We start from the raw sequence: 22,462 nt of genomic DNA on the forward strand, positions 1-22,462 counted from the left end.
CGGCAGTCCCGCCGTAGTAGCGCGGATAATAAGATCGGAGATTCGCCAGATGCAAGTCGGCACTGAAAGACAAGCGGGATCCGAACTACACGCCTGGCGTCAATTTCTGGCGCGCAGCACCCTCTGGCTAGGTGTTTTGCTGCTGGGCAGCGCCGCGGTTTGCTGGGTCGCCGCCAATTGGCAGGACATGACAAAAGTGCAGCGCTTCGCCGGCGTTCAGGGCCTTCTGGCGGTTTGCGCGCTGGCCGCTGCCTGGACCGGATTGCGCCTGCGGGCCAGTCCAGGGGTGCGGCGCACCATACCGGGCGCCCTGCTCGCCCTGGCTGGCATCCTCCTGGGAGCGCTGCTCGCATTACTAGGCCAAACTTACCAGACTGGCGCCGATACCTGGGAACTGTTCGCCTGGTGGGCGCTGCTGCTGCTGCCCTGGGCGCTGGCCGCCGGCAGCCAGGCCGTCTGGCTGCTGTGGGCGCTGGTGCTGAACGTGGCCGTGGCCTTGTGGCTGGGCGAGCGGGTGTTTTCCTGGATGCTGATATTGGGCGGCCCGGGCGTGCCCGGCCTGATGATGGCCGGCCTGAACCTGCTGCTGCTGCTGGGCTGGGAGCTGGCTGCCCGCCGCTGGCGCGCCAGCACCCTGGTCGGTCCGCGGGTCCTGGCTGCCCTGGCGATCAGCGTGCTGGTGCTGACCCAGATGCTTGGCGACTTCCTGGGCCGCGGCCTGGGCCTCTATAACGGCATCGCCTGGGTCGCGGTGACCCTGGGCCTGGGCTTCTATTATCAGAAGGGCCGGCGCGACCTGATCATCCTGGCCATGTTGGCTGCCGGTGTCATTTGCGTGTCGCTGCGGGTGGCGGGCGAATGGCTGCTGCGCCTGGAGCCCGGCGTCTGGGCCGCGCTGCCGCTGGCGGCGCTGCTCATGGCCGAGGCCGTCTGGGCCGCGCGCTGGCTGCGGCGCCTGGCGGGCGATCCGCAGGCGGCCGTCGCGGCGAGCGCGGACGCGGAGCCGGCCGCCGCCTCGGCCGGCAACTCGGTGGACCCGGCGGACAGCGGGGCGCCCGTGGCGCAGCTGGCGGCCGCTCCGGCGCCTCAGTCGGATCCGCCCTGGTACGTGCAGTGCCTGCTGGGCCTGAGCGCCTGGTTGGCGACCTTGCTGCTACTGGTGTTCATTGCCTTCTCGGGCTTTATCACCACGGAAGGCGGCGCACTGGTGGCCGGGCTGGTGCTGTGCGCGGCCGGCGTGGCGGTGCTGCGCAGCGACGCCGGTCCGTTCTGGCGCCAGTGCGGCACGGCCATGGCTTTCGCCGGGCAGATCCTGATCATCTTCGGGCTGTCCAGTTCGACCTCGTTCGCCAGCGCCTGCGTCTTCGTGCTGCTGATGGCGGCCACGGTCTACGCGGTGGGGCCCGACGTCATCCTGCGTTTTCTCAGCGGCCTGCTGATCGCGGCGGCGGGCGCGGGCCTGATCTGGCGCGTGTTGTCGCCCGACCTGGGGCAAGAGGACCTGCTGGACGCCTGGATGGCGTTCGACGCCCTGCGCGCCACTTTCCTGTGGCTGCCCATTGCCGTGACCGGGGCCTGGGCCACGGCCGTCATCTTTACCGTCAGCCATCGCCTGGGCGGCAAGCGCGCCCATGCCCTGCAGCCGCTGGGCTGGGCCTTCCTGCTGTCGGTGCAAGGCATGGTGTGGCTGGCCAGCGGCATCTCCATCAAGCAGCTGCCCGCCATGTGGCAGCTGAATCCGCATACGGCCGTGCTGGTCGCGGCCGGCGCGCTGCTGCCCGTGGCGGCGGCCTTCGCGGTGCTCTGGCCGCGCCGCCACATGCTGACGGCGGGCGTCACCTGGGGCGTGCCCATCGGCCTGCTGATCCTGGCGCTGTTCTGGCTGCCCAGCCCCGGCGTGGGCTTCGCGCTGGCCTGGCTGCTGCTGGGCTTCGGCTTAAACCAGTCGCGCGTGGTGGTGTTCGGCGTGATCAGCTTGTTGGCGTATCTGGGCGTCTATTACTACCAATTGGACGTGCCGCTGCTGCAAAAAGCCTTGTGGCTGGGCGGCGCCGCGCTGCTGCTGTTCGTGCTGCGCGCCCTGGTCTGGCTGGTGCCGCGCCTGATGCGCACCATTGCGCCCAAGCAGCGCGGGGCTCTGCCGCCGGTATCGGCGCCCTTGCGCTGGCGCACGCTGGCCATCCTGGGCGGCCTGGTGCTGGTGCTGGCGGTCACTAACGGCGGCATCTGGCAGCGTGAAAAACTGCTGGCGTCGGGCAAGGTGGTCATCCTGGAACTGGCGCCGGTGGATCCCCGTTCGCTCATGCAGGGCGACTACATGGCGCTGAACTTCGCGGCCAGCCGGGAAGTCACGCGCCTGCGGCTGGGCGGCGAGCGTCCCGAAGCCGAGGACTCCGTCATGGGTTACGAGCCGGACGGCTATGTAATGCTGCAGACCGACGCGCGCGGCGTCGGGCAGCCGCTACGCATCCAGCCCGACACGCACCCGCATACCGATGCCGAAGTGCCGCTGCGCTACCGCATCCGCGACAACAGCGTGCGCATCGTGACCAACGCCTATTTCTTCCCGGAAGGCCAGGCCGAGCGCTATCAGGTCGCCAAGTACGGCGAGCTGCGCGTGGCGGAAAACGGCGAGGCCCTGCTCGTCCGGATGCTGGACCAGGACCTCAAGCCGCTGTAGCGGCGGGCAGCGGGAAACGCCGCGCCCATTGCGCGGTGGCTTCCCGCAGGAAATGGCCGCGGTCCGCGGCATCGACAGGATCGAAGCCCAAGGCGCGCCAGGCGGCCATCAGCGCCGCCAGGGGCGCGCCGGTGTCGATGGGCGGGGCGCCGTTCTGCTTGGACAGTTTCAGGCCGCTGGAAGCGTCCAGGATCAGCGGTACGTGCAGGTAGCGCACGGGCGGCAGCCCAAGCAGCCGGCCCAGCACGCGCTGGCGCGCGGTGGAACTGAGCAGGTCCGCGCCACGCACCACATCGGTCACGCCTTGCGCGGCGTCGTCCACCACCACCGCCAATTGGTAGGCCCACAGGCCGTCGGCCCGCCGCAGGGCGATGTCGCCCACGGCTTGCGCCACGTTTTGTTCCTGCGGCCCCAGCCAACGGTCAACGAAATGTTCCACGCCTTCCGGCATGACCACGCGCCAGGCGCGGGCCTCGCGGCCTGGTGGCAAGCCGTGGCGGCAGGTGCCGGGATACGGCCGTTCGCCGTCGGCCCCGGGCGCGGTCTGGCCGCGCAGCGCCGAATCGGCGATTTCGCGTCGCGTGCAGCCGCAGCCGTAGATCAGGCCGCGCGCGGCCAGCGAGTCGAAGGCGGCTTGATAGGCGTCGCCGCGGCGCGACTGCCACATGATGTCGCCGTCCCAATCCAGGCCCAGCGCGCTCAATTGGCCCATGATGACCTCGGCAGCGCCGGGCACCGTGCGCGGCGTGTCCACGTCTTCGATGCGCAGCAGCCAGCGCCCGCCATGGGCACGCGCGTCCAGCCAGCTGGCCAGCGCGGCAACCAGCGAGCCCGCATGCAGCGGGCCGCTGGGACTGGGGGCGAAGCGGCCGACGTAATTCACGATGGGACGCCCGCGCGGCCATGCGCGCGGGTAAGGAGTAACGGCATCAAGCGACGCGGATGCCGTTCAATGCAGCAAGCGCGTGCCGTCTTCGTCCAGCAGCTCTTCCAGGACCAGGTTGTCGATCTCGGCCTCCTGGCTCCAGAGAACCATGAGGGCGATGATCTTGATCTTGGACAGCGGCACGGGCGTTTCCGGCGACGCCAGGCCCCGGTCGATGACGATTTCGCGCAGCGGCGCGGGCAGCACGCCAGCCGATTCCAGGAAGGCGATGAAGCCGATGGATTCGGTACCGAGCTGCTGGTATTCGTTGTCGGTGTAGATCCGGGTGCCGGTGGCGGGGGCCTGGGTGAGATCGACGCAGCGTTCGGTGGTTTCGGCCAGGCCGTACAGCCAGCCCAGGGCGTCGTCGATGTCTTCGTGCTCGAAACCGGCGGCGGCAAGCCGCTTTGCGAGCACGTCCGCCGCAGGACAGGCTTGCGGCGTGTAGTAATTCTCGTACAGATAAACCAGGATATCGAACATATGGCGCAGTTTTGTGCCTGTTTGCACAGTCGGCCCGCATATCGGCAGACCAGCAAACATGAATTTTACTTTACGCTGATTTATAGGGGTGGGCAACCGGCCGGAGGGTGGAATGTTGTATGAAGTCACCTTGCCTCAAAACGCGCACATTTTTACCCTAAATGCTGCCAATATTCATGATTCGAGGCAAATAGGGGCGGACCTTATCGGTCCGCCCCTTTTTGTTTTCGGGTGGCTGATCAGGCCGCTTTGGGCGCGTTTTCCAGCTTGAGCTGAGCGATCTGGCGCATGAACACCGGGATGCAGATTGCCAGCCCGATCAGGCCGCTGGTCAGGCCCGGCAGGATGGTCAGCAAGGCGCCGATGGTGCACAGCCAGCGCTCCCAGCTCTTCATGCCCACCAGCATGTAACGCGAGAACGCCGCCGACAGCAGTACCAGGCCGACCATGCAGCCGAACAGCGTCACGAAGAAGTCATACCAGGTGAAGCCTTGCACCGAGATCAGCAGCGACGGCGAGAACACGAACACGAAGGGCACGATGAGCTTGGTGATGCCCAGCCTGAAGGCGGTGTTGCCGGTCTTGAATGGATCGCTGCCCGCCATGCCCGCCGCCGCATAGGCCGCCAGCGCCACGGGCGGTGTAATGTCCGCCAGGATGCCGAAATAGAACACGAAGAAGTGCGCCGCGATGGGCTGCACGCCCAGCTGCACCAGCGTGGGGGCGGCCACCGCCACCATGATCAGGTAGTTCGCCGTGGTGGGGATGCCGCAGCCCATCAGGATGCAAACCAGGCCGGTCATGATGAGCGCCGCGATCAGCGTGAGCGTCTGGGTATTGGCGATGGCATCGGGGATGACCGTTGCCGCGCCGCCGGCGATCGCCTGGGCCGCCGAGATGACGATGTACGAGATCTTGAAGCCCACGCCTGTCAGCGTGACCACGCCGATCACGATACCCACGGTACCCGCCGCGGCGCCCACTGCAAGCGCGTACTTGGCGCCGGTCTCGAAGGCTTCGTACAGGTCGCGCAGGCGCAGCCGCTGGAATGGATTCAGCAGGCCCACAATGATGCAGCCGGTAATGCCCGCGAACGCCGCCAGGTAAGGCGTGCGGCCGCTGGCCAGCACGCCGATCAGCAGGATCAGCGGGATCAGGGTGGGCCAGCGCATCTTGAACGACTGCTTGAGCTTGGGCATTTCCGCTTCGGTCAGCCCGCGCAGCCCTTCGCGCTTGGCCTCGAAGTGCACCTGCATGAACATGCCGAAGAAATACAGGAAGGCCGGGAAAATGCCCGCGATCGCGATCTGCTGGTACGGAATGCCCAGGAATTCGATCATCAGGAAGGCCGCCGCGCCCATGATGGGCGGCGTGATCTGCCCGCCCGTGCTGCTGGCGGCTTCCACTCCGGCCGCGAAGTGCCGCGGGTAGCCGATGCGGATCATGGCCGGGATGGTCAGCGAACCCACCGTCACCGCATTGGCGACCGAGGAACCCGACAGCATGCCGAACATGGCCGAGCCGAACACCGACACCTTGGCCGGCCCGCCGGCATAGCGGCCGGCGATGGTGGAAGCGACGTCCAGGAACAGCTGGCCCAGGCCGATACGGGTGGCCAGCACGCCGAACAGCACGAAGTGGAACACGTAGGTCGCCACCACGCCCACCGCCACGCCGTACACGCCCTGGCTGGTCAGGTACATGTGGTTGACGATCTGGGGCCAGGTGTTGCCCGCGTGTTGCAGCAGTCCGGGGAAATACGGACCGAACATGGCGTAGGCCATGAACACCAGCGCGATGATGGGCAGCGGCCAGCCCATGGCGCGCCGCGTGGCTTCCAACAGGCCGATCAGCAGGATCGAGCCCATGAACACGTCTATGGGCAGCGGATTGCCCACGCGGAAGGCCAGGTCCTCGAAGATATAGGGGATGTACAGCACCGACAGGGCCAGTGCGATCGCGATGATCCAGTCGTACAGCGGAATGCCGCCGGGCGCGTACCAGGTGGACTTGGGCTCGCGCGTGTAGTGCGACTTGGAAAAGCCGAACACCAGGAAGATCAGGCTGAGCACGAAAGCCAGATGCACCCCGCGGTGCGTGGCTTCGCGCAGCAGGCCGAAGCCGGCCGTGTAGTAGTGGAAGATGGAGAGCGTTACCAGCAGGCCGGAGACGATCCAGGTCGCCGTCTTGTCCAGCGGCCGGAAGCGGATTTCCGAATCGTACTTCTCCGCCAGCTGCTGGGTTTTTTCGTGATCAATTTCCATCGCAGTAATTCTCTGGGTGATTCAGCAAGCAGGGCCGCTCGTGGCGGCCCTACTCAAGCGCGGCGCGTTGCGCCGCGGACATGCACTTCTATCCCTTCGCTCCCCGGTCGCGCGGCACGCTAGCCGCATGACCCCATCGCCACCGATCGGGGCCGCGTGGATCCGGCTCCGCCGGTCCACTGCGGCGCCCCTGGGGGAAGCGCCGAAGGCGCTCGGTGGGGCCTACTTCAGCAGCCCGATTTCCTTGTAGAACTTTTCAGCGCCCGGGTGGAACGGAATGCCGGCGCCCTTGACCGCGTTGTCGCGGGTGATGAGCTTGCCCTTGGCGTGGCCGTTGTCCAGGGTCTTGCGGGTGGCGTCGCTGTACAGCGCCTTGGTGACGTCGTACACCACCTGCTCCGGCAGCTTGGCCGAGGTGACCATCTGGGCGTTGACCGAAATGGTCTTCACTTCACCCACGTTCTGGTAGGTGTTGGCGGCGATGGTGTCCGGCGTGAAGAATTCCTGCTTGGCGCGCAGCGCGTCGATCTCCGGGCCAACCAAGGGCACGATCTCGATGCCGGCGCCGCTGGACGCCAGTTCCGCGATGGCGCCTGCGGGGGCGCCGCCCACGAAGAAGAAGGCATCCAGCCCGCCATCCTTGAGCTTGTCGCCGGCTTGGTTGGGCTTCAGGTATTCGGCCTTGATGTCCTTGTCGGTCATGCCGTAGGCGCCCAGGATCAGACGCACGTCCACCAGGGTGCCGGAACCCGGCTCATCCATCGACACGCGCTTGCCCTTCAGGTCGGCCACGCTCTTGATGCCTGCGCCCTTGCGGGCCACCAGGTGGATGCTTTCCGGGTACAGCGTGGCGATCAGGCGCAGGTCTTGCGCCTTGGGCTTGCCTTCGAAGGTGCCGGTGCCGCTATAGGCCCAGAAAGCGACGTCGGACTGCGTGAAGCCCGCTTCGAAGGAACCGCCCAGAATGCCATTGATGTTGGCCACCGACCCGTTGGAGGCGACCGCCGTGGCGACCAGCTTGCCGGGTTGGGACACCGCGTTGGCGATGATGCCGCCGATGGGGTAGTAGGTGCCGGCCGTGCCACCCGTGCCGATGCGGAAGAATTGTTGCGCTTGCGCGGTGCCGGCGGCGCCGACGGCGGCGGCCGCGATGGTCAGGGCGGTGATCCAGGTCTTGAGTTTCATGCGAGCTTCTCCGAATTCTTGCTGACGGGTATCAGTAATGTGATTTCTGCCGATGGGCGAATTCCCCCGGCAAAATCTGCCTCCCCTCGGGGGCTTTCTTTATGATGAAATTCTGTCATGCCCGTCCCCTGTAGCCAATGATTACAGGGCTATGGTTTTCCAGGGGGTCGCATCGCCCAAGGTTATGGGCGGTCCCGCTTTGGTTATGGTGTGCGCTTACATCCCAGCAGTGCTGATAACGGAGTTTCCAAGATGTCCCAGGAAGTCATACGCGGCATTGCGCTGCCCCCCGCCGCCCAGCCGGGCGATCCCCTCGCCCGCGTCGATACCCCCAGCCTGGCGCTGGACCTGACCGCCTTCGAAGCCAACCTGCGCGCCATGCAGGCCTGGGCCGACCGCCACGAAGTCGCCCTGCGGCCGCACGCCAAGGCCCACAAATGCCCGCAGATCGCGCTGCGGCAGGTGGCATTGGGCGCGCGCGGCATCTGCTGCCAGAAGGTCAGCGAAGCCCTGCCCTTCGTGGCCGCCGGCATCCGCGACGTCCACATCAGCAACGAAGTCGTCGGCCCGGCCAAGATGGCGTTGCTGGGCCAGCTGGCGCGCGCGGCCAAGATCAGCGTCTGCGTCGACAACGCCCAGAACCTGGCGCAGCTGTCCGCCGCCATGGTGCAGGCCGGCGCCCAGATCGACGTGCTGGTGGAAGTGGACGTGGGCCAGGGCCGCTGCGGCGTATCCGACGACGCCACCGTATTGGCGCTGGCGCAGCAGGCGCGCGCGCTGCCAGGCCTGAATTTCGCGGGCCTGCAGGCCTATCACGGGTCGGTGCAGCACTACCGCACCCGCGAAGAACGCGCCACCGTCTCCCGCCAGGCCGCGCGCATCGCCGCGTCCTACGCGCAGCTGCTGCGCGAAAGCGGCATCGCCTGCGACACCATCACCGGCGGCGGCACCGGCAGCGCGGAGTTCGACGCCGCCAGCGGCGTCTATACAGAACTGCAGGCCGGCTCCTATGCCTTCATGGACGGCGACTACGGCGCCAACGAATGGGGTGGCCCGCTCAATTTCCAGAACAGCCTGTTCCTGCTGTCCACCGTGATGAGCACGCCCACGCCTGACCGCGTGGTGCTGGACGCCGGCCTCAAATCGGCCTCCGCCGAATGCGGCCCGCCCGCCGTCTATGGCGAATCCGGCCTGACCTGCACCGCCATCAACGACGAGCACAGCGTGGTGCGCGTCGAACCCGGCGCCACGGCGCCCGCGCTGGGCAGCGTGCTGCGCCTGGTGCCCGCGCACGTGGACCCGACCTTCAACCTGCACGACGGCCTGGTGGTATTCAAGGATGGCGTGGTGCAGGACATCTGGGAAATCTCCGCGCGCGGTTTCTCGCGCTGAATCGCGATGCAGCAGCCGGTCTCCTTCGATTGGAAGATTCCCCTGTCCGACGTGCTGGACACGCTCAGGCAAATCTATTCGACCCGCCACCCGGCGCTTGCATCCGCGCGCCTGGACCTGCTTCGGTCCGTCATGAGCGACGACCGGGCCGACGACTTCCTGCCGGCGCTGGGCCAGGAACTGGAGGCGTTGGGGCTGGCGCTCATCGAGCAGCGCGAAGAGGATGACGCGATTCGTCTGCTGATCGTGCCGCAGGCCGAGGCAAACAATCTCAAGACGCACATACAGGCGCGGGGTTGGGAGGCCGTTGCACATCGCCAGGAAGGGGCCGCGGCTGGCGCCCAGGCGGCCCTGCCCAAGCCGGCTTCGGGTCCGTTGTGCGGCCCCGAGGACTATCTGGACATTCCCTACGCCGTAGCGGTGGCTCCGGGATGGGCCTGCGCCGCAATGGAGGACTGGGAAGGCTCGATGCTCACCGACCTGCGTGCATGGCCGGCATTGCGCGCGATCGCTGGCAAGTTTCCGGCGCGGCGCGGGCTGCTCGCTTCCTGCGTAAGCCTCAGCGGGGTACATGCCTGGATCGAACAGGGGCCGGACGGACTGTCCAGCACGCCTTATGCGCGTCTGCTGCATTCCGGCCAGGTCGAGCTGCCTTCTTCAAACCGGCCCGGCATGCCCCTGCCGCCGCGCGCCGCGCAAGTGCAACGCCGGACGCCGGAATTCAGCCTGGGGTTTGCGGGCGATGATCTGCTGCTGGTGGACCGTGGCATGGTCTTTCTTTATCCCGCCTACGGGCGCCAGGAAGGGGACTCTGCCGCGGAGCCGACGCTGCTGCACACGGCGCCCGCGCAACGCCGTCCCGTCAGTGACAGGTCCGCCGTCATTCTTACGCCCGACGGCCGTACCTGCGTGCTGTGCCGCGGCCAACTGCTGGAGTTTCGCGAAGGGCGGCTGCATCCCTTGCCGCTCTCTTATGCCGTGCCATTGTCGGGCGACATCTCGCATCCCGTGGCCTTGGGCGACAGTGCCATTGCGTGGCTGGAGGATGACATGCTTTGCCATGCAGGCCTGGATGCCGGCGCCGTTCATCAACACGAAGTGGGGCATTTGCCTGCCGGCGGCATGACGCTGCAAGCGCTGCAGGGCGGCTGGCTATTGCTGGGCCACTGGCATGCGCCGCATCGAAGCATGGACCTGGGCCAGCTCTGGCATCCGGCGTCGGGCCAGTTGCTTCGAATCCGCCATGGCGCGCTGGACCTGGATAGCGGGATACAACAATGGATCGGCCTGCCAGGCGGCGAGGTCGTGGCGGGCGGTCAGACGCGCTACGCGCGGCTAGGCCGTTTCGACGCCCTGCTGGGCCGCCTGGACGCAAAAGCGCCATAGGACGCAACGCGTAAGCGCAAAAAGGCCGGCGCGCCTTCAGCGCGCCAGCCGTCCAGGCAGGCTACCGGTTCAGGACTTACTGGGCTTTCTGCTGGATCTTCTCCCCGCCACGTTCGATGTCCTTGCCGGCGCCTTCCATCGTGTTGCAACCGGCCGTGATGGCGGTGATTGCCAGCAGCAGCGCAAGCCAGATTCGATGCGTCATTTTTTTCTCCTTTCGGCGTTCATGGGCGTAGCGGGTCATGCCGACAGGCAGCCGCGCTATTTCTTGTTCAGCAAGTCCCGTGCCTGATCCTTGGCTTCGCCCACGTTGCGCTGCACCTTGCCCACGGTTTTCTCCGCTTTCCCTTCGGCTTCGGTCTCGCGGTTGCCGGTCAGCTTGCCTGCCGTTTCCTTGATCGAGCCTTTGACTTCCTTGGCTGCGCCCTTTATGCGGTCGTTATCCATGTTGTCGCTCCTAATTCCAGGTTGCGTGAAACCGCGCTGGAGAGGCCTGCGAAGCCTGGCTCCGGCTGCGGACGAACCCACTATAGGAAGCGCATGGCACGCGCGTAAGAAGCGCGCGCATCAGATCGACTGGTACTTTTCTACCGAATCTTGTGGACCCGTTTTTGAGCCTGCTTGCCAGGCGGCTTCTGTGCCTGCTTGCGCGCCGGCTTTTCATATCCCACGATGCCGCGCTGCCGCGCCCAGATGATGGCGGCGCTGCGCCGGTGCACGTCCAGCTTGCTGTACAGCGCCGCCACATGATTGCGCACCGTGTTGCGCGATAGATGCAGGCTGGCCGCAATCTCCGGGTCCGTGTGGCCCTGGCACATCAGGCCCAGGATCTCGCGTTCGCGCGGCGTCAGGTCGGCCAGTTCGCCTTGCCCCTGCGGCGCGCCCTGGGGCGTGCGGATCTGCGCCAGTTTCTCGATGACGGTGCGGCTGAACCACGAGGTGTCCTGCATCACCGTCTCGATCGCCTCCATCAGCTCGACCTCGTTGCGCTTGCGCTCGGTGATGTCCTGGATCGCGGCCAGCACGCAGGGCTGGTCCTGGATGGACACCGGCGCGGCCGACACTAGGCAGTCCAGCAATGCGCCGTCGCGCGTGCGCAGCGCCATTTCCTGGCTGCGCACGCTGGCGCCCTGCTCAAGCGAGGCCATGGCGCGGTCATAGGCCTGCGGGTCCGTCCATAGTTGCGCCAGCGCATCCTCGTCGCGCGCCAAGGTCCTGGCGTCGTAGCCGGTGGTCGCAACGAAGGCATCGTTGACCTCCAGCAGCTTGCCTTCCGTTGTGCTCAGCGTCATGGGCACGGGCGCCAGCCGGAACGCCGTGGCAAATCGCTGTTCGCTATCCCGCAGCGCCGTCTCGGCCTTGCGGCGCGGCTCCAGGTCGTTGAAGGTGAACAGCATGCAGGGCTGCTCCGTGACTTCGATGGGCTGACCCGCCACGATCACCAGCTTGCTGCCGCCGCCCTGCACCGCGATGATGGTTTCCGTCTGCGGAATGGTCGTGCCTTCCGCCAGCCGGTGCAGCGCATCCTCGCGTTGCGGCGTATCGCCCAGCACGTCCAGCTGGCGCAGCGTCTTGCCCAGCACCTGTTCGCGCGTGTAGCCCGTCATCGCCAGAAAACCGTCATTGACCTTGATGTGCCGCAGATCCGCCAGCGAGCAGATCACGGCCGGCGCGGGGTTGGCGTTGAAGGTGCGTTCGAAACGCTCTTCCGCGCTATAGCGTTCGGTCACGTCCAGCAGCACCAGCACCATGCCTTCGGCAGCGCCCTGCGCATCGCGCAGCTCCAGATTTCGTACCTGATGCATGCGGCTGAAGTCCGGATCGCGGCGGCTGGTCACTTCCACCACCACGTCCTTGTAGGTCTCGCCCGCCAGCGCGCGGTCCAGCGGATACTGCGCCGCGCGCAGCGCGCGGTGATTGCGGTAGCGCAGCGAAAACGCCTTGCGGTAGCCGGCAGCGGTGCCGCCCAGCGCGGCCAGATCCGTCACCCCATGCATGGCCAACGCAGTGTCGTTGGCCCAGACGATGCGCCGGTCCTGGTCCAGCAGGATGATGCCTTCGATCAGGCCGTCGATGATTTCCAGCAGATGGCGGCGCTCCGTGGTGAACGCCGTGGCAGTCTTCTTCATTCCGGCTCCTGGTTGAGCAAGAGATAAGAAGAAAGTACTAGATAAAGTCGTCCTGCGTGATCTGGGCGAGCGCGAACCTGGCTTCTATCGTGGACTTGCACGATACGCGTGCCGCTGCGCGTGAGCGCTACACGTGAATCTTCAGGAGACATCCATGAACACGAACCAGAAGCCCGGCGATCCCGCCAACCAGACCGGCATCGATCCGTCCCAGCGTCCCGGACAGGAGCCGGGCGATGCGCCCGAAAAGCAGGCTCCCGGCCAGGTGCCGGGCCAGCCCGGCCCCGATGATACTGATCCGGGCCGCATGCCGCCGGAAGTGCCCGGCAACCCCGGACAGCCCGCAGAAAAGCCCAGGCAGCCTGGCGAGCCCGGACGGCCGGGCCAGCCGGGTGATCCGGCCTAAGCCGCCATAGCTTTACCTCAGCCCCTCATGCAAACCGCCCCGGCGATGCGGGGCGGTTTGCTGGGGGCATGACGTCTTGCGCGTCCGTCAGTCGACCTGAGCGCCCGACTGCTTCACCGCCTCGCCCCACTTCTTCACTTCGCCGGCAATGAAAGTGCCGGTCGCGTCAGGCGTCAGTGGCATCGGCTCTGCACCGCGGTCGCGGAAGAACTTCTGCATGTCCGGCGAATTCAGCACCTGGCCGATCTGCTTGCTCAGATAGCCCGTCACCTCGGCGGGCGTATCGCGCGGCGCCAGCACCGCCGCCCAGCCGATGGCCTCGAAACCCGGATAACCCGATTCCGCCACGGTCGGCACGTCCGGCAACTGCGGCAGCCGCTTGGCCGTCGTCACTGCCAGCGCCACCGCCTTCTTGCTCTGCACGTGCGGCAGGCCGGCAGTCACCGAGTCCACCATCAACGGCACCTGATGCCCCAGGAAATCCGCCTGCGCCGGGCCGCTGCCCTTGTACGGAATGTGGCGGATGTCGATGTTCGCCGCCGCCTTGAACATCTCGGCCGACAAGTGCTGCGTGCCGCCGATGCCCGCGCTGGCATAGGCCAGCTCACCCGGATTCGCGCGCGCCTGCGTCACCAACTGCTTGAGCGAGGTAATGCCCGAAGCCGGCGTCGCCAGGAACATGAGCGGCACCGAGAACACCCCCGACACCGGCGCGAAGTCCTTGGTCAGGCTGTAATTGATGGTCTTGTACAGCGTCTGGTTCACCGCCGCGGCAGAGCCCGCGATCACCAGCGTGTAGCCGTCCGGCGTCGCGCGCGCCGCCTGTTCCATCCCGATATTGCTGCCCGCGCCCGCGCGGTTCTCCACCACGATGGGCTGCTTCACGGCCGCGCCCAGTTTTTCGGCCAGCGCGCGCGCAAAGATGTCGGTCGCCTGCCCGGGCGGGAACGGCACGATCAGGCGGATGGGGCGCTCGGGATAATCGGCATGCGCGGTCGCCGCGGCCGTCGCCAGCGCCAGGCCGGCGGCAAGACTGGAAAGAATACGTTTCATGATTGGTCAGTAAAAAGCGACAAAGGGCTGCGCGCGGGGTCGCGCCTGTTGCATAAAATAGAGCGCCCGCGTTGTCTGCCCTTTTGAGGCGGCCCGGGGCGGATCGGCTGGGGGTACGTCACAATAGCATCCCCCCGTCGGTGCTAAATTCGCCTATTGGCATCGTCCAATCACTTTTAATCCCTGTTCTCTCATTCCGCAGGAACCGCCATGGAATTCAGCCAGTTCAAGACCAACGCCCTCATGGAGATCACCTCCCGCCCGGACCTCGTGTTCGTGCGCGGCCAGGGATCCTGGCTGGAGGATCACGCGGGCAAGCGATACCTGGACTTCGTCCAGGGCTGGGCCGTCAACACCCTGGGCCACTGCGCGCCGGAAATGCAGAAAGCCCTGCTGGACCAGTCCAAGCTGCTGATGAACCCCTCGCCGGCGTTCTACAACCTGCCCTCCATCGAGCTGGCCGAGCGCCTGACCGGCGCCTCGGTCTTCGACCGCGTCTTCTTCGCCAACAGCGGCGGCGAAGCCAACGAAGGCGCCATCAAGCTGGCGCGCAAATGGGGCCAGGTCAACAAGAACGGCGCCTACAAGATCATCACCATGAACCACGGCTTCCACGGCCGCACGCTGGCCACCATGTCCGCGTCCGGCAAGCCGGGCTGGGACAAGATGTTCGCCCCGCAGGTCGAAGGCTTCCCCAAGGCCGAAATCAACGACCTGGAATCCGTGCGCAAGCTGATCGACGACCAGACCGTCGCCATCATGCTCGAACCCGTGCAAGGCGAAGCCGGCGTCATCCCCGCCACCAAGGAATTCATGCAAGGCCTGCGCAAGCTGGCCGACGAGCACAAGATCTTGTTCATCGTTGATGAAGTGCAGACGGGCATGGGGCGTACGGGCACCATGTTCGCTTACCAGCAATCGGATGTCGTGCCGGACATCATGACGCTGGCCAAGGGCATTGGCGGCGGCGTGCCGCTGGCTGCGCTGTTGGCTCGTCAGGAAGTGTGCGTGTTCTCGCATGGTGACCAGGGTGGTACCTACAACGGCAATCCGCTAATGGCTGCTGTTGGCGTTGCTGTGTTTGATGCGCTGGCTGCGCCGGGGTTCATGGAATCGGTCAATGCTCGCGCCAAGCAGCTGTCCGAAGGCCTGCTGGCTCTGTCGGCTAAGTGGGGCATGAAGGGCGAGCGTGGGATGGGTCTGCTGCGTGCACTGGTCATGGACCGCGACGACGGCCCCGCCATTGTCGAAGCCGCGCGCAATCTGACGCCCAACGGCTTGCTGCTGAATGCTCCGCGTGGGAATCTGCTGCGGTTTATGCCGGCGTTGAATGTGACGGCTGAGGAAATCGATACGATGCTGGCGCAGTTGGATGGGTTGATTGCGCAGGTGCGCAAGGCGTAATCGAATCGATTCGTTAAGCAGTGACGATAAGGGCCGCGATTAGCGGCCCTTTTCTTTGGCATGTCCTGAACGCAAGGCATGGACTATCATCAACCGGCATTCATGTGTGTGCATCGCAGTATCGACCCATTGTTGAACTAGCCAGATATTGGAGGTTTCCATGAGCGGTTACTACGAGTTGAAGCGCAGCGGCGATCAGTACATGTTCAATCTGAAAGCCGGAAATCATGAAGTCATTCTGACGAGTGAGCGGTACACCACCAAGGCTAGCGCTCAGGATGGCATTGCATCCGTTCGGCAGAATTCGCCGATCGATGAACGCTATCAGCGCAAGACGGCCACCAACGGTTCGCCCTATTTCTCATTGAGCGCGGCGAATGGGCAGTCCATTGGACGCAGTGAAATGTATTCGAGCGCCGCGGCTCGGGATGCCGGGATTGCGTCTGTGAAGACAAATGGGCCAAGCACTGTGGTGAAAGACAATACCTGAGTGGTTGGGGTGTAAGCCCTGATTCACATCTATCGGTGTCGGGACTAGAGAGCCGCAATGTTTGCGGCTCTTGTTCCGCTGGTTCACTTCAGTGCGGCCGCCCAGCCTCGACCCATTGTTGAACTAGGTCCATCGACAAGCGATAGCGAGCGCAGTTGTACACGTCCAGTATGCGCAGTTCCTGCGCCAGTATCGGGCGGAATAGCTGAACATCGTCTTCGGATAGGCCCAGCGCTGCCGTTGCGGCATCGGCCGTTTGTTGCTCACGTAGTACCCGGCCAATCGCCTCGTTCAGCTTTTCCCGAAATCGGAATCGCACCGGATCCGGCACGCCCGCAGCGTTGAGATGCACGGCGTACTTGCGGATCGAGCGCCGATAGGCCCAGGCGAACAACTCCGTCGCCAGCGTCACGTCGCCGTATTCATAGACTCCCAACATGGCGTAGACGTAGTCATGCACCTCGACATCCAGGAAGGACAGCGGCGCGCAGTTGTAAAGCATCAGCGGAATGTTGGCCGACAAACGGCTGGTGCGCTTGTTGCCGTCTTCGAACGGCTGAAGATAGGCCAGGTTCACCCACAGAAAGAATGCCGCTTCCACTGGGTTCTTGATTAGCCGCGCTTTCTCCACAATCTGGTCGAACGTTTCCTGCAGCAACAAGGGCGCCTGGAGCGGCACGTAAGTCGTGTCCCCGATGTTGACCACGATCTGGCGGATGCAGCCCAGGCCGTTGGTATTGGCCAATAGTTCCTCCAGCAGGATCGCGTGAAGGTTGCCGATCACGGCGGACGTCAGGCCATGTGCGGGCACCGCATCGACCAGGAACTCGATGGCCCTCTTATGGTTGAGCAGCATCACTGCATCCAGATCTTCCCCGGCCATTCCGTGCTTGAAGAGTTCCTGCGTGGCCAACAAGGAATACTGGTTGCCTTCCAGTCGAGAGGAGGACCAGGACAGGTCGAGCAGTAGCGGTTCCAATACCCGGCGCGCGTAAGTGCCGGCTGGCGACTGACCTGGCATACGGCCCTCGTCGGCCAAGTCTTGAGCTAGCGAAGGCGGCAACAGGGAGTTCTGGTTCGGCACATAGCTTTCCACGAAGGCGCGTTCGTATCCCACAGGTGCACGCGCCGACAACGGCTGCCGAAGCCGGGCCAGCAGGGCTTGACCACGCTCAGACCAGGTCATCCCGACGGCCTCGGACGCCGGCTCCGCCAGCTGCGTGGCAATGGTCATTGGGAGCGTCGATGCGGGTGTTTCGTCCGCAATCCGGTAACGGGTTGCCCGGCCCCGCCCCTCGCGCAGTATCGCGCCGGCTTTGCGCAGGTTTTCCAATTGACGCTTCACCGTGGACCAACTGACGCCGGTTCGGTAGGCCAGTTCGCTGGAACTCACCCAGGGCAGGTTCTCGCGCCGCTGGGCGCGCAGAAACTGAAGAATGTCTTCGCGGACGGTCATGGTAAGAGCCGAAGATGTTGAATCAGCTCAATTTAGCAGTAATCAGCTCAAGAAATGAGCTGATTTGGTCTGATTTTGAGCTGATTCCCAATGCGTCCGTCCGAGGAAATCGATTGCCACGATTTCGTCGCTCACGCATCAACGCCAAACCGAGTATTTCGCAGTCAACAGAGATGATTGCGGCATTCCGAAGTGGTTGTTATCCGAGGTGAGGATGGTCCGATACGCCACCACGGCGTCCCAACGGCTGTAGCCGGGGCGGAGCACGTCGGATGCGGGCAAGCGAGTGCTATGCGCGCATCGCTCCGCCGATACGCCAAGCATTCAGCGAGCCGGCGGAAAATTTTAGTCTGACACCATTATTTCGTTGATCTTGGTGCAAGCTCCGACCAGAAGGCTAATGGCTGATATGAGCGAGATAATAGTGCATTGCGATCGGCTCGCTGGTTACCTGTCCCATGAGATGAGCAAGCAGCGCGTAGAAGGTGAGCAGCGCCTTTGAGCTTTCCTTGGCAATCAGTTGAGTATTGGGCATCGGGATTGGCTCTAGCCCATCGGGTGCTAGATTCACGATTAACCCCTTGTTCACGACGCAAACCATGTCGATTCGTTGATCGATAGGCTGCCTATCATTGAGCCGTTTAACATGTTCGAGGACAGTGTTCAGGCTGTCGGATTCGTATGCAAACAGGAAAAACTGCAAGGGCCAATAGTCGGTATGATGGCCATACAGAGATTTCGCGGTTGTCGCCCTGCCCTGGTGATAGGCGCGCTTTTTCAGGGCCTTCACCGCCTTCATGTTTTCGAAGGCCGCCTCAATTTCGCCTTTGTTGAGATACGTCTTGATCTCCACGACGGCATATACGGCTTCCACCGGCAGTACATTGATGTCGCCGCGCGAAAGAAAGCGAGGTGTCGTGGCTGCGTCATAGAGCAATACATCGACTTGTTTCGAACGGCCACCATCGCTGTCGATAATCTCGCCGGTACACACATCCACCGCCCCGGGAAGCAGGGGCTTGATCCAGTCCGCTAAGGCCCGTTCGTTGACGCTCCCTTTCAAGCCGCGATGCTGGAGTGCGGCGCGGGCCTCCTCAAGCGCCGCAGTCAATTTTTTTGCTGATGCAGCGAAAAGTTTTTCCCAATTCATTAAATATCTCTGCTCCATCGGATGTTCGACGACAGATGATACCCATGCTTCGTTGCTATGTCCTTTCCTAAACCGTTCGTTTTTGGATGCTATGCGATGGGTGTCCCAAAACCGGACCGACCAGCGCCAAGTTAAACGCTGATATTGGTCTCTGCTGGCCATCATTTTCAATTAGGCAAATAATAATGGTGTCAGACTAAAATTTCTCTGCATATAGCGGCAAAGTTGTAGTCTGACATTATTATTTGGAAGCGGGTGGCACCGATTACATCCTGGACACCGTGCAAAGCACTCGATTCTGTGTCTGTAGGGAGCCGTATTTCCTGCCGAGCAACAAACTTACCTGGAATGGTGATCATCCGTCTAGAAGATGCCAGGCGAGTTCTGGTGAAATGTGTCGTTGACGCCATTGGTGCGATGCTTCGGCACGAGAATAAAAGGTATCAGGCTGCGATTTCGCCAATTATGTTCTGCCAAGCGTGTAGGTTTATACTGAGGTTTCGGGGTCTGCAAAAAGAAAATATCGCTATGAATAAATTTTCACCCAATGCGGCAATGCCGATGCTGAATAGCATAGGTGGCCTGATTCGAAAGCAGTTGGCTAAAAATGAAGAAATAAATATTTCAGATGTGAGGCGAGGGTATATGGATACTCTTCGCGAAAACCCGACTTTGGCAAAAACTCTAGGTGGGGTACTTTCGGTTCGCGAGGATCTGGTTCTGCAAGAGGAGGATCTTCCGGCCATCGGCGAGGCTCTGAATATGATTGAGCTGATGGAGAGACAACCGCTACGGCGGTTCAGCTTTTGTTCGGTACTCTGGGATGATCTCTCTTACGGAATTCTTATAGAAAAGGATGACTTAAAAGGCGGCGGCTTAGTTTACGTGGTTACCATGTTCTCGCCGAAATTTGGGATATCAAACGTGTATCGGGCCGAGTTTCGAGCAGCACGTCATAGTCCGGAGCCATTTGCGTCGTTGCTAGTTTCTGGTGAGTGGTTACATTTTTCTAAGGAAAATTTTCGTCAAATCCCTTTATTGGAATTCATGCTGCGCTGCATGGCCGGTGTTCATAGCTATCGCTTTAGAAATTTTCCAATAAAAGATATCCAGAATGCCGATGTCAGTACGTTGGCGCCGCCAAAGGAGAATCGCTATTTGGTTGATCTTTGTGCGCGTGCCTATGCAGGAAAAGTTCCTTGCACTCGTGCGATTGTGCCGATAGATTTAATAATTCCAGGTGACTTCCAGCATGCCTTGTCCTACCCTTTGACGGAATTGAAGCGGCTTCAAAATTTTCATATTGATAGTGGCGAGGCGGTGACTGCGTTACTCTTGTATGAGAAAGATGGCCGTTTAATTACAGACGATGATTATTCGGCGTATTTGACATATAAAGCTCTATTATTTAAGAAGGTTCCAGCAGTGATATTGGGATCTTTCGACGAGCGTAACGTTCAAGTGATTCAACGAGGGGGGGCGGAACTGATTCCTCCGATCTTGGTTACGCGAGCTGGAGGTCGTGTATTCCCGCGAAGTGACGATCCGATGGTAGAGCTTGGACATAGGCTTGCGTCACTAGCGCCTGCAAAGCCAAGTGTGGATGATGAACTCGCGAAGATCTATGTACGTCTAGGTTACTTGTTGAAGAAGCGTCATAAGCGTGAGGCAGACCTTCATTCGTTCATGAAGAGGTATCCAATAATTCTGGATGGGCACCATGCTAAGGTATATAGTGAGGTTACGATCGGGGCCTATCGAGCCGATTTAGTATTCTGTTATGAACAATCCGAAAAGCGGATTGTTCTAGTCGAACTTGAGAGGGATGATGTATCAATTTTTAATAAAAAAAATCGCCTTCGATACTCGGTGGTTCATGCAATGCAACAGGTAGAGGATTGGATAGGTGCTGTACGACAAAATGCACCCAACATGCCCGTGTGGCTTAAAGGGGCTTACATTGTCGAAGGGGTCGTAATTGTTGGCCGCACAAATACCTTAGATGAGCAGCAGAAAGAGACGCTTTTTAATATTAATTCTAATAGGGTGGTAAAGATTGTTACCTATGATGATTTGCTACAGCGTTTAGGTCGATTGATGAGCTCACTTGAGTATGCGACCAGTGGTAGATTATCCGCTGAGTAGGAAAAATAAAAAAGGTGTCAAGCTGCAATTCCTTTGAGGTAAATAGCCGAGATAATGGTGTCAGACTACAATTTCGCTACAGCTTTGCCGCCTCGGGATATGCGACCCAGCAAGAATGGCGCGCTCGTGTGGAGCAGTCCGAGGTTCGGCTGCAGTGGGATCCTGATCATGATCCGACCTGCGATGTGGTCGAACGCCGCGCAATTCAATTGGGACTGCGAGGTGAAATGTTGAAACGGTATGCGCAGCTGGAAGTCGTGTCCATCCAGGACATCACGGAATTCGTGGCGGAGTAGCGCGAATATGCCTCAGGGGATTTCAGTAGTTTGGTTATCCCGGAGGAGCAGTCGTATATCCACCCGTGTTAGAGGGGATCGATCTGCTAGATTTCTGCGGGTGCGGCGCTTACGCGCCCGCCTTATTCAGCAACCGACCGAATCACCCTGGCCGGATTTCCGCCCACCAGCGTGTTCGCGGGCACATCCTTGGTGACAACCGAACCCGCCGGGATTCAGACATCCCTCTCGATCACGATGTGAAAAATCGAAATTGCGGCCTGAGATCAATATTAACGGCCTGTCTGCTTTATTGGCGCCCGCTAGGAGATCTCCGCGAATTCGGTAAGTTTTTGGCCGGAGCCTACGAGACACGCCAGCGATCGCTAATGGCAGCTTTCGGCTGTGCATTCAACCGGTCGTTGCAACACACTAGAGGCTGCGCAAGCAGAAGAGGTGTTGCAAATGAAGCAGAGACCTCGAATCTACTACACCGAAAGTCAGAAGCTCGTGATGTGGGAGCACTGGCGAAAGGGTGACTCGCTTCAGCAGATTGCTCAACTATTTGACCGAAATCATTCGTCAATTCAGAGGATTCTTGCTGAGACGGGCGGTATTCAACCCGCGCCGCGCTGTCGATCTTGCCTAGCGTTGTCTTTGGCAGAGCGGGAAGAAATTTCTCGGGGCCTGGTCCGCGGTCAATCGATTCGCTCCATTGCCATAGGGCTCAGGCGTGCGCCCTCAACAATCAGCAGAGAGATCAAGCGCAATGGAGGGCAGTCGGAATACCGCGCCAGCCAGGCCGATCAGGCGACGTGGGACAGGGCGCGTCGCCCAAAGCCCTGCAAACTGGCAGACAATTGGCGTTTGGCGCAGTTAGTGGCGGAGAAGTTGGCTTTGCAATGGTCGCCAGAGCCAATCGCCGGTTGGCTGAAACGCGCCTACTGCGGGGACGAGGCCTGCCAAGTGTCGCACGAGACCATTTATCGAACACTCTTTATCCAAGCGCGCGGAGCCTTGAAAAAGGAGCTCGTAGCGCATTTGCGACGTACCCGAGCCATGCGCCGATCTCGCCACCATACGCAAAAGACGGATGACCACGGGCGGATCGTGGATGCGATCTCGATAAGCGAGCGCCCGGCCTCAGCGGAGGATCGAGCCGTACCAGGCCACTGGGAAGGCGACCTGCTCTTCGGAAGTTGTAATAGTCAGATCGCCACGCTGGTCGAAAGGCAGACGCGCTACCTCATGCTGATCAAGGTGGCAGCGAAGGACACCGAAACGGTCGTCAATGCGCTGATCAGGCATGCTCGGAGGTTGCCTCATGAGCTATACAAATCTCTGACGTGGGACCGAGGAAAGGAAATGGCTGCGCATAGCCGGTTCACTCTAGCCACAGATATACAAGTGTTCTTTTGTGATCCACAGAGTCCCTGGCAGCGTGGAACCAACGAAAATACCAATGGCCTCCTCAGGCAATATCTGCCAAAGGGCCTCGACCTCAGCGACTACTCGCAGAACAGACTAGATGCTATTGCTAGATGCTTGAACGAGCGTCCGCGAAAGACTCTGGGCTACGAAACGCCGGCCGAGCGATTTAACCAAGCTGTTGCAACGACCGGTTGAATCCACAGCCATT

At 62.1% G+C, this 22,462-nt stretch carries 19 protein-coding genes and 1 pseudogene; 9 read left to right on the forward strand and 11 right to left on the reverse strand.

From position 1 onward, the window contains the following. The first annotated feature begins 49 nt into the window (after positions 1–49). Positions 50–2,680, forward strand: a complete 2,631-nt coding sequence (locus DXK93_RS08255) for a GDYXXLXY domain-containing protein (protein WP_119449798.1) — start codon at positions 50–52, stop codon at positions 2,678–2,680. Here the strand turns inward: DXK93_RS08255 and gluQRS are convergent. From gluQRS to DXK93_RS08275, 4 genes are all read right to left on the reverse strand, one after another. Then, a complete protein-coding gene (gene gluQRS, locus DXK93_RS08260) occupies positions 2,667–3,563 on the reverse strand; it encodes a tRNA glutamyl-Q(34) synthetase GluQRS (protein WP_119449799.1) in 897 nt (298 codons plus the stop codon). The genes DXK93_RS08255 and gluQRS overlap by 14 nt on opposite strands. A gap of 66 nt (positions 3,564–3,629) precedes the next feature. Beyond that, on the reverse strand, positions 3,630–4,088 hold the full coding sequence (locus DXK93_RS08265; RefSeq protein ID WP_119449800.1) for a DUF494 family protein: 459 nt from the start codon (positions 4,086–4,088) through the stop codon (positions 3,630–3,632). Between the two features lie 239 nt (positions 4,089–4,327). Next, the gene (locus DXK93_RS08270; RefSeq protein WP_054455701.1) at positions 4,328–6,352 is read right to left on the reverse strand and encodes a TRAP transporter permease; all 2,025 of its coding nucleotides are present in this window, start codon (positions 6,350–6,352) and stop codon (positions 4,328–4,330) included. Positions 6,353–6,574: 222 nt separating this feature from the next. Beyond that, positions 6,575–7,537 (reverse strand): TAXI family TRAP transporter solute-binding subunit, encoded by a 963-nt coding sequence (locus DXK93_RS08275; protein ID WP_054455699.1) that lies wholly within the window; start codon positions 7,535–7,537, stop codon positions 6,575–6,577. Between the two features lie 252 nt (positions 7,538–7,789). Between DXK93_RS08275 and DXK93_RS08280 the strand changes: the two genes are divergently transcribed. Together DXK93_RS08280 and DXK93_RS08285 are read left to right on the forward strand one after the other, a co-directional pair. After that, entirely contained in the window at positions 7,790–8,929 is a 1,140-nt protein-coding gene (locus tag DXK93_RS08280) for a DSD1 family PLP-dependent enzyme (RefSeq protein ID WP_054455697.1), read from the forward strand. Positions 8,930–8,935: 6 nt separating this feature from the next. Next, positions 8,936–10,315, forward strand: coding sequence for a hypothetical protein (locus DXK93_RS08285; protein ID WP_119449801.1), 1,380 nt, complete (start codon positions 8,936–8,938; stop codon positions 10,313–10,315). A gap of 76 nt (positions 10,316–10,391) precedes the next feature. Here DXK93_RS08285 and DXK93_RS08290 read toward each other — a convergent pair whose 3' ends face one another. The 3 genes from DXK93_RS08290 to DXK93_RS08300 all read right to left on the reverse strand — a co-directional run bounded on the left by DXK93_RS08290 (position 10,392) and on the right by DXK93_RS08300 (position 12,444). Continuing rightward, complete coding sequence (locus DXK93_RS08290) at positions 10,392–10,520, reverse strand: entericidin A/B family lipoprotein (RefSeq protein ID WP_013390837.1); 129 nt, start codon at positions 10,518–10,520, stop codon at positions 10,392–10,394. Between the two features lie 56 nt (positions 10,521–10,576). Then, complete coding sequence (locus DXK93_RS08295; protein WP_013390838.1) at positions 10,577–10,762, reverse strand: CsbD family protein; 186 nt, start codon at positions 10,760–10,762, stop codon at positions 10,577–10,579. A 140-nt stretch (positions 10,763–10,902) separates the two neighbouring features. Further along, positions 10,903–12,444: a helix-turn-helix transcriptional regulator gene (locus DXK93_RS08300; protein WP_119449802.1), complete on the reverse strand. Its 1,542-nt coding sequence runs from the start codon at positions 12,442–12,444 to the stop codon at positions 10,903–10,905. 154 nt (positions 12,445–12,598) lie between these two features. Between DXK93_RS08300 and DXK93_RS08305 the strand changes: the two genes are divergently transcribed. Beyond that, positions 12,599–12,850: a hypothetical protein gene (locus DXK93_RS08305; protein WP_054455691.1), complete on the forward strand. Its 252-nt coding sequence runs from the start codon at positions 12,599–12,601 to the stop codon at positions 12,848–12,850. Between the two features lie 87 nt (positions 12,851–12,937). Here DXK93_RS08305 and DXK93_RS08310 read toward each other — a convergent pair whose 3' ends face one another. Then, a complete protein-coding gene (locus DXK93_RS08310) occupies positions 12,938–13,903 on the reverse strand; it encodes a tripartite tricarboxylate transporter substrate binding protein (RefSeq protein ID WP_119449803.1) in 966 nt (321 codons plus the stop codon). Positions 13,904–14,113: 210 nt separating this feature from the next. On the opposite strand from DXK93_RS08310, the gene DXK93_RS08315 reads away from it, so the two are divergent. Together DXK93_RS08315 and DXK93_RS08320 are read left to right on the forward strand one after the other, a co-directional pair. After that, on the forward strand, positions 14,114–15,307 hold the full coding sequence (locus DXK93_RS08315; RefSeq protein ID WP_119449804.1) for an acetylornithine transaminase: 1,194 nt from the start codon (positions 14,114–14,116) through the stop codon (positions 15,305–15,307). 160 nt (positions 15,308–15,467) lie between these two features. Further along, positions 15,468–15,797: a YegP family protein gene (locus tag DXK93_RS08320; protein ID WP_088143618.1), complete on the forward strand. Its 330-nt coding sequence runs from the start codon at positions 15,468–15,470 to the stop codon at positions 15,795–15,797. 88 nt (positions 15,798–15,885) lie between these two features. On the opposite strand, the gene DXK93_RS08325 is transcribed toward DXK93_RS08320, so the two are convergent. Beyond that, entirely contained in the window at positions 15,886–17,253 is a 1,368-nt protein-coding gene (locus tag DXK93_RS08325; RefSeq protein ID WP_119449805.1) for a Fic family protein, read from the reverse strand. 397 nt (positions 17,254–17,650) lie between these two features. Beyond that, positions 17,651–18,403, reverse strand: coding sequence for a DUF6602 domain-containing protein (locus tag DXK93_RS08330; RefSeq protein ID WP_147400227.1), 753 nt, complete (start codon positions 18,401–18,403; stop codon positions 17,651–17,653). A gap of 348 nt (positions 18,404–18,751) precedes the next feature. On the opposite strand from DXK93_RS08330, the gene DXK93_RS08335 reads away from it, so the two are divergent. Together DXK93_RS08335 and DXK93_RS32605 are read left to right on the forward strand one after the other, a co-directional pair. Further along, positions 18,752–20,548, forward strand: a complete 1,797-nt coding sequence (locus tag DXK93_RS08335; RefSeq protein WP_119449807.1) for a Shedu anti-phage system protein SduA domain-containing protein — start codon at positions 18,752–18,754, stop codon at positions 20,546–20,548. A gap of 14 nt (positions 20,549–20,562) precedes the next feature. Next, positions 20,563–20,844: a DUF4291 family protein gene (locus DXK93_RS32605; protein WP_158598549.1), complete on the forward strand. Its 282-nt coding sequence runs from the start codon at positions 20,563–20,565 to the stop codon at positions 20,842–20,844. A 122-nt stretch (positions 20,845–20,966) separates the two neighbouring features. On the opposite strand, the pseudogene DXK93_RS32285 reads toward DXK93_RS32605, so the two are convergent. Next, positions 20,967–21,059: pseudogene (locus DXK93_RS32285) on the reverse strand (sugar O-acetyltransferase); the annotation flags it as partial. A gap of 229 nt (positions 21,060–21,288) precedes the next feature. Between DXK93_RS32285 and DXK93_RS08350 the strand changes: the two are divergent. Next, on the forward strand, positions 21,289–22,449 hold the full coding sequence (locus DXK93_RS08350; protein WP_119449809.1) for an IS30 family transposase: 1,161 nt from the start codon (positions 21,289–21,291) through the stop codon (positions 22,447–22,449). The last annotated feature ends 13 nt before the right edge of the window (positions 22,450–22,462 follow it).

This window comes from Achromobacter sp. K91, from assembly GCF_003576205.1.
GTDB lineage: Bacteria > Pseudomonadota > Gammaproteobacteria > Burkholderiales > Burkholderiaceae_B > Achromobacter > Achromobacter aegrifaciens.

Bases quoted from the DNA above. Each gene is read 5' to 3' on its own strand.
- DXK93_RS08255 (WP_119449798.1), top strand. From the start codon at position 50: ATGCAAGTCGGCACTGAAAGACAAGCGGGATCCGAACTACACGCCTGG.
- DXK93_RS08335 (WP_119449807.1), top strand. From the start codon at position 18,752: ATGGTGATCATCCGTCTAGAAGATGCCAGGCGAGTTCTGGTGAAATGT.
- DXK93_RS08280 (WP_054455697.1), top strand. From the start codon at position 7,790: ATGTCCCAGGAAGTCATACGCGGCATTGCGCTGCCCCCCGCCGCCCAG.
- DXK93_RS08325 (WP_119449805.1), bottom strand. From the start codon at position 17,253: ATGACCGTCCGCGAAGACATTCTTCAGTTTCTGCGCGCCCAGCGGCGC.
- DXK93_RS08300 (WP_119449802.1), bottom strand. From the start codon at position 12,444: ATGAAGAAGACTGCCACGGCGTTCACCACGGAGCGCCGCCATCTGCTG.
- DXK93_RS08285 (WP_119449801.1), top strand. From the start codon at position 8,936: ATGCAGCAGCCGGTCTCCTTCGATTGGAAGATTCCCCTGTCCGACGTG.
- DXK93_RS08315 (WP_119449804.1), top strand. From the start codon at position 14,114: ATGGAATTCAGCCAGTTCAAGACCAACGCCCTCATGGAGATCACCTCC.
- DXK93_RS08290 (WP_013390837.1), bottom strand. From the start codon at position 10,520: ATGACGCATCGAATCTGGCTTGCGCTGCTGCTGGCAATCACCGCCATC.
- DXK93_RS08265 (WP_119449800.1), bottom strand. From the start codon at position 4,088: ATGTTCGATATCCTGGTTTATCTGTACGAGAATTACTACACGCCGCAA.
- DXK93_RS08350 (WP_119449809.1), top strand. From the start codon at position 21,289: ATGAAGCAGAGACCTCGAATCTACTACACCGAAAGTCAGAAGCTCGTG.
- DXK93_RS08320 (WP_088143618.1), top strand. From the start codon at position 15,468: ATGAGCGGTTACTACGAGTTGAAGCGCAGCGGCGATCAGTACATGTTC.
- DXK93_RS08270 (WP_054455701.1), bottom strand. From the start codon at position 6,352: ATGGAAATTGATCACGAAAAAACCCAGCAGCTGGCGGAGAAGTACGAT.
- DXK93_RS08305 (WP_054455691.1), top strand. From the start codon at position 12,599: ATGAACACGAACCAGAAGCCCGGCGATCCCGCCAACCAGACCGGCATC.
- DXK93_RS08275 (WP_054455699.1), bottom strand. From the start codon at position 7,537: ATGAAACTCAAGACCTGGATCACCGCCCTGACCATCGCGGCCGCCGCC.
- DXK93_RS08310 (WP_119449803.1), bottom strand. From the start codon at position 13,903: ATGAAACGTATTCTTTCCAGTCTTGCCGCCGGCCTGGCGCTGGCGACG.
- DXK93_RS08330 (WP_147400227.1), bottom strand. From the start codon at position 18,403: ATGAATTGGGAAAAACTTTTCGCTGCATCAGCAAAAAAATTGACTGCG.
- DXK93_RS08295 (WP_013390838.1), bottom strand. From the start codon at position 10,762: ATGGATAACGACCGCATAAAGGGCGCAGCCAAGGAAGTCAAAGGCTCG.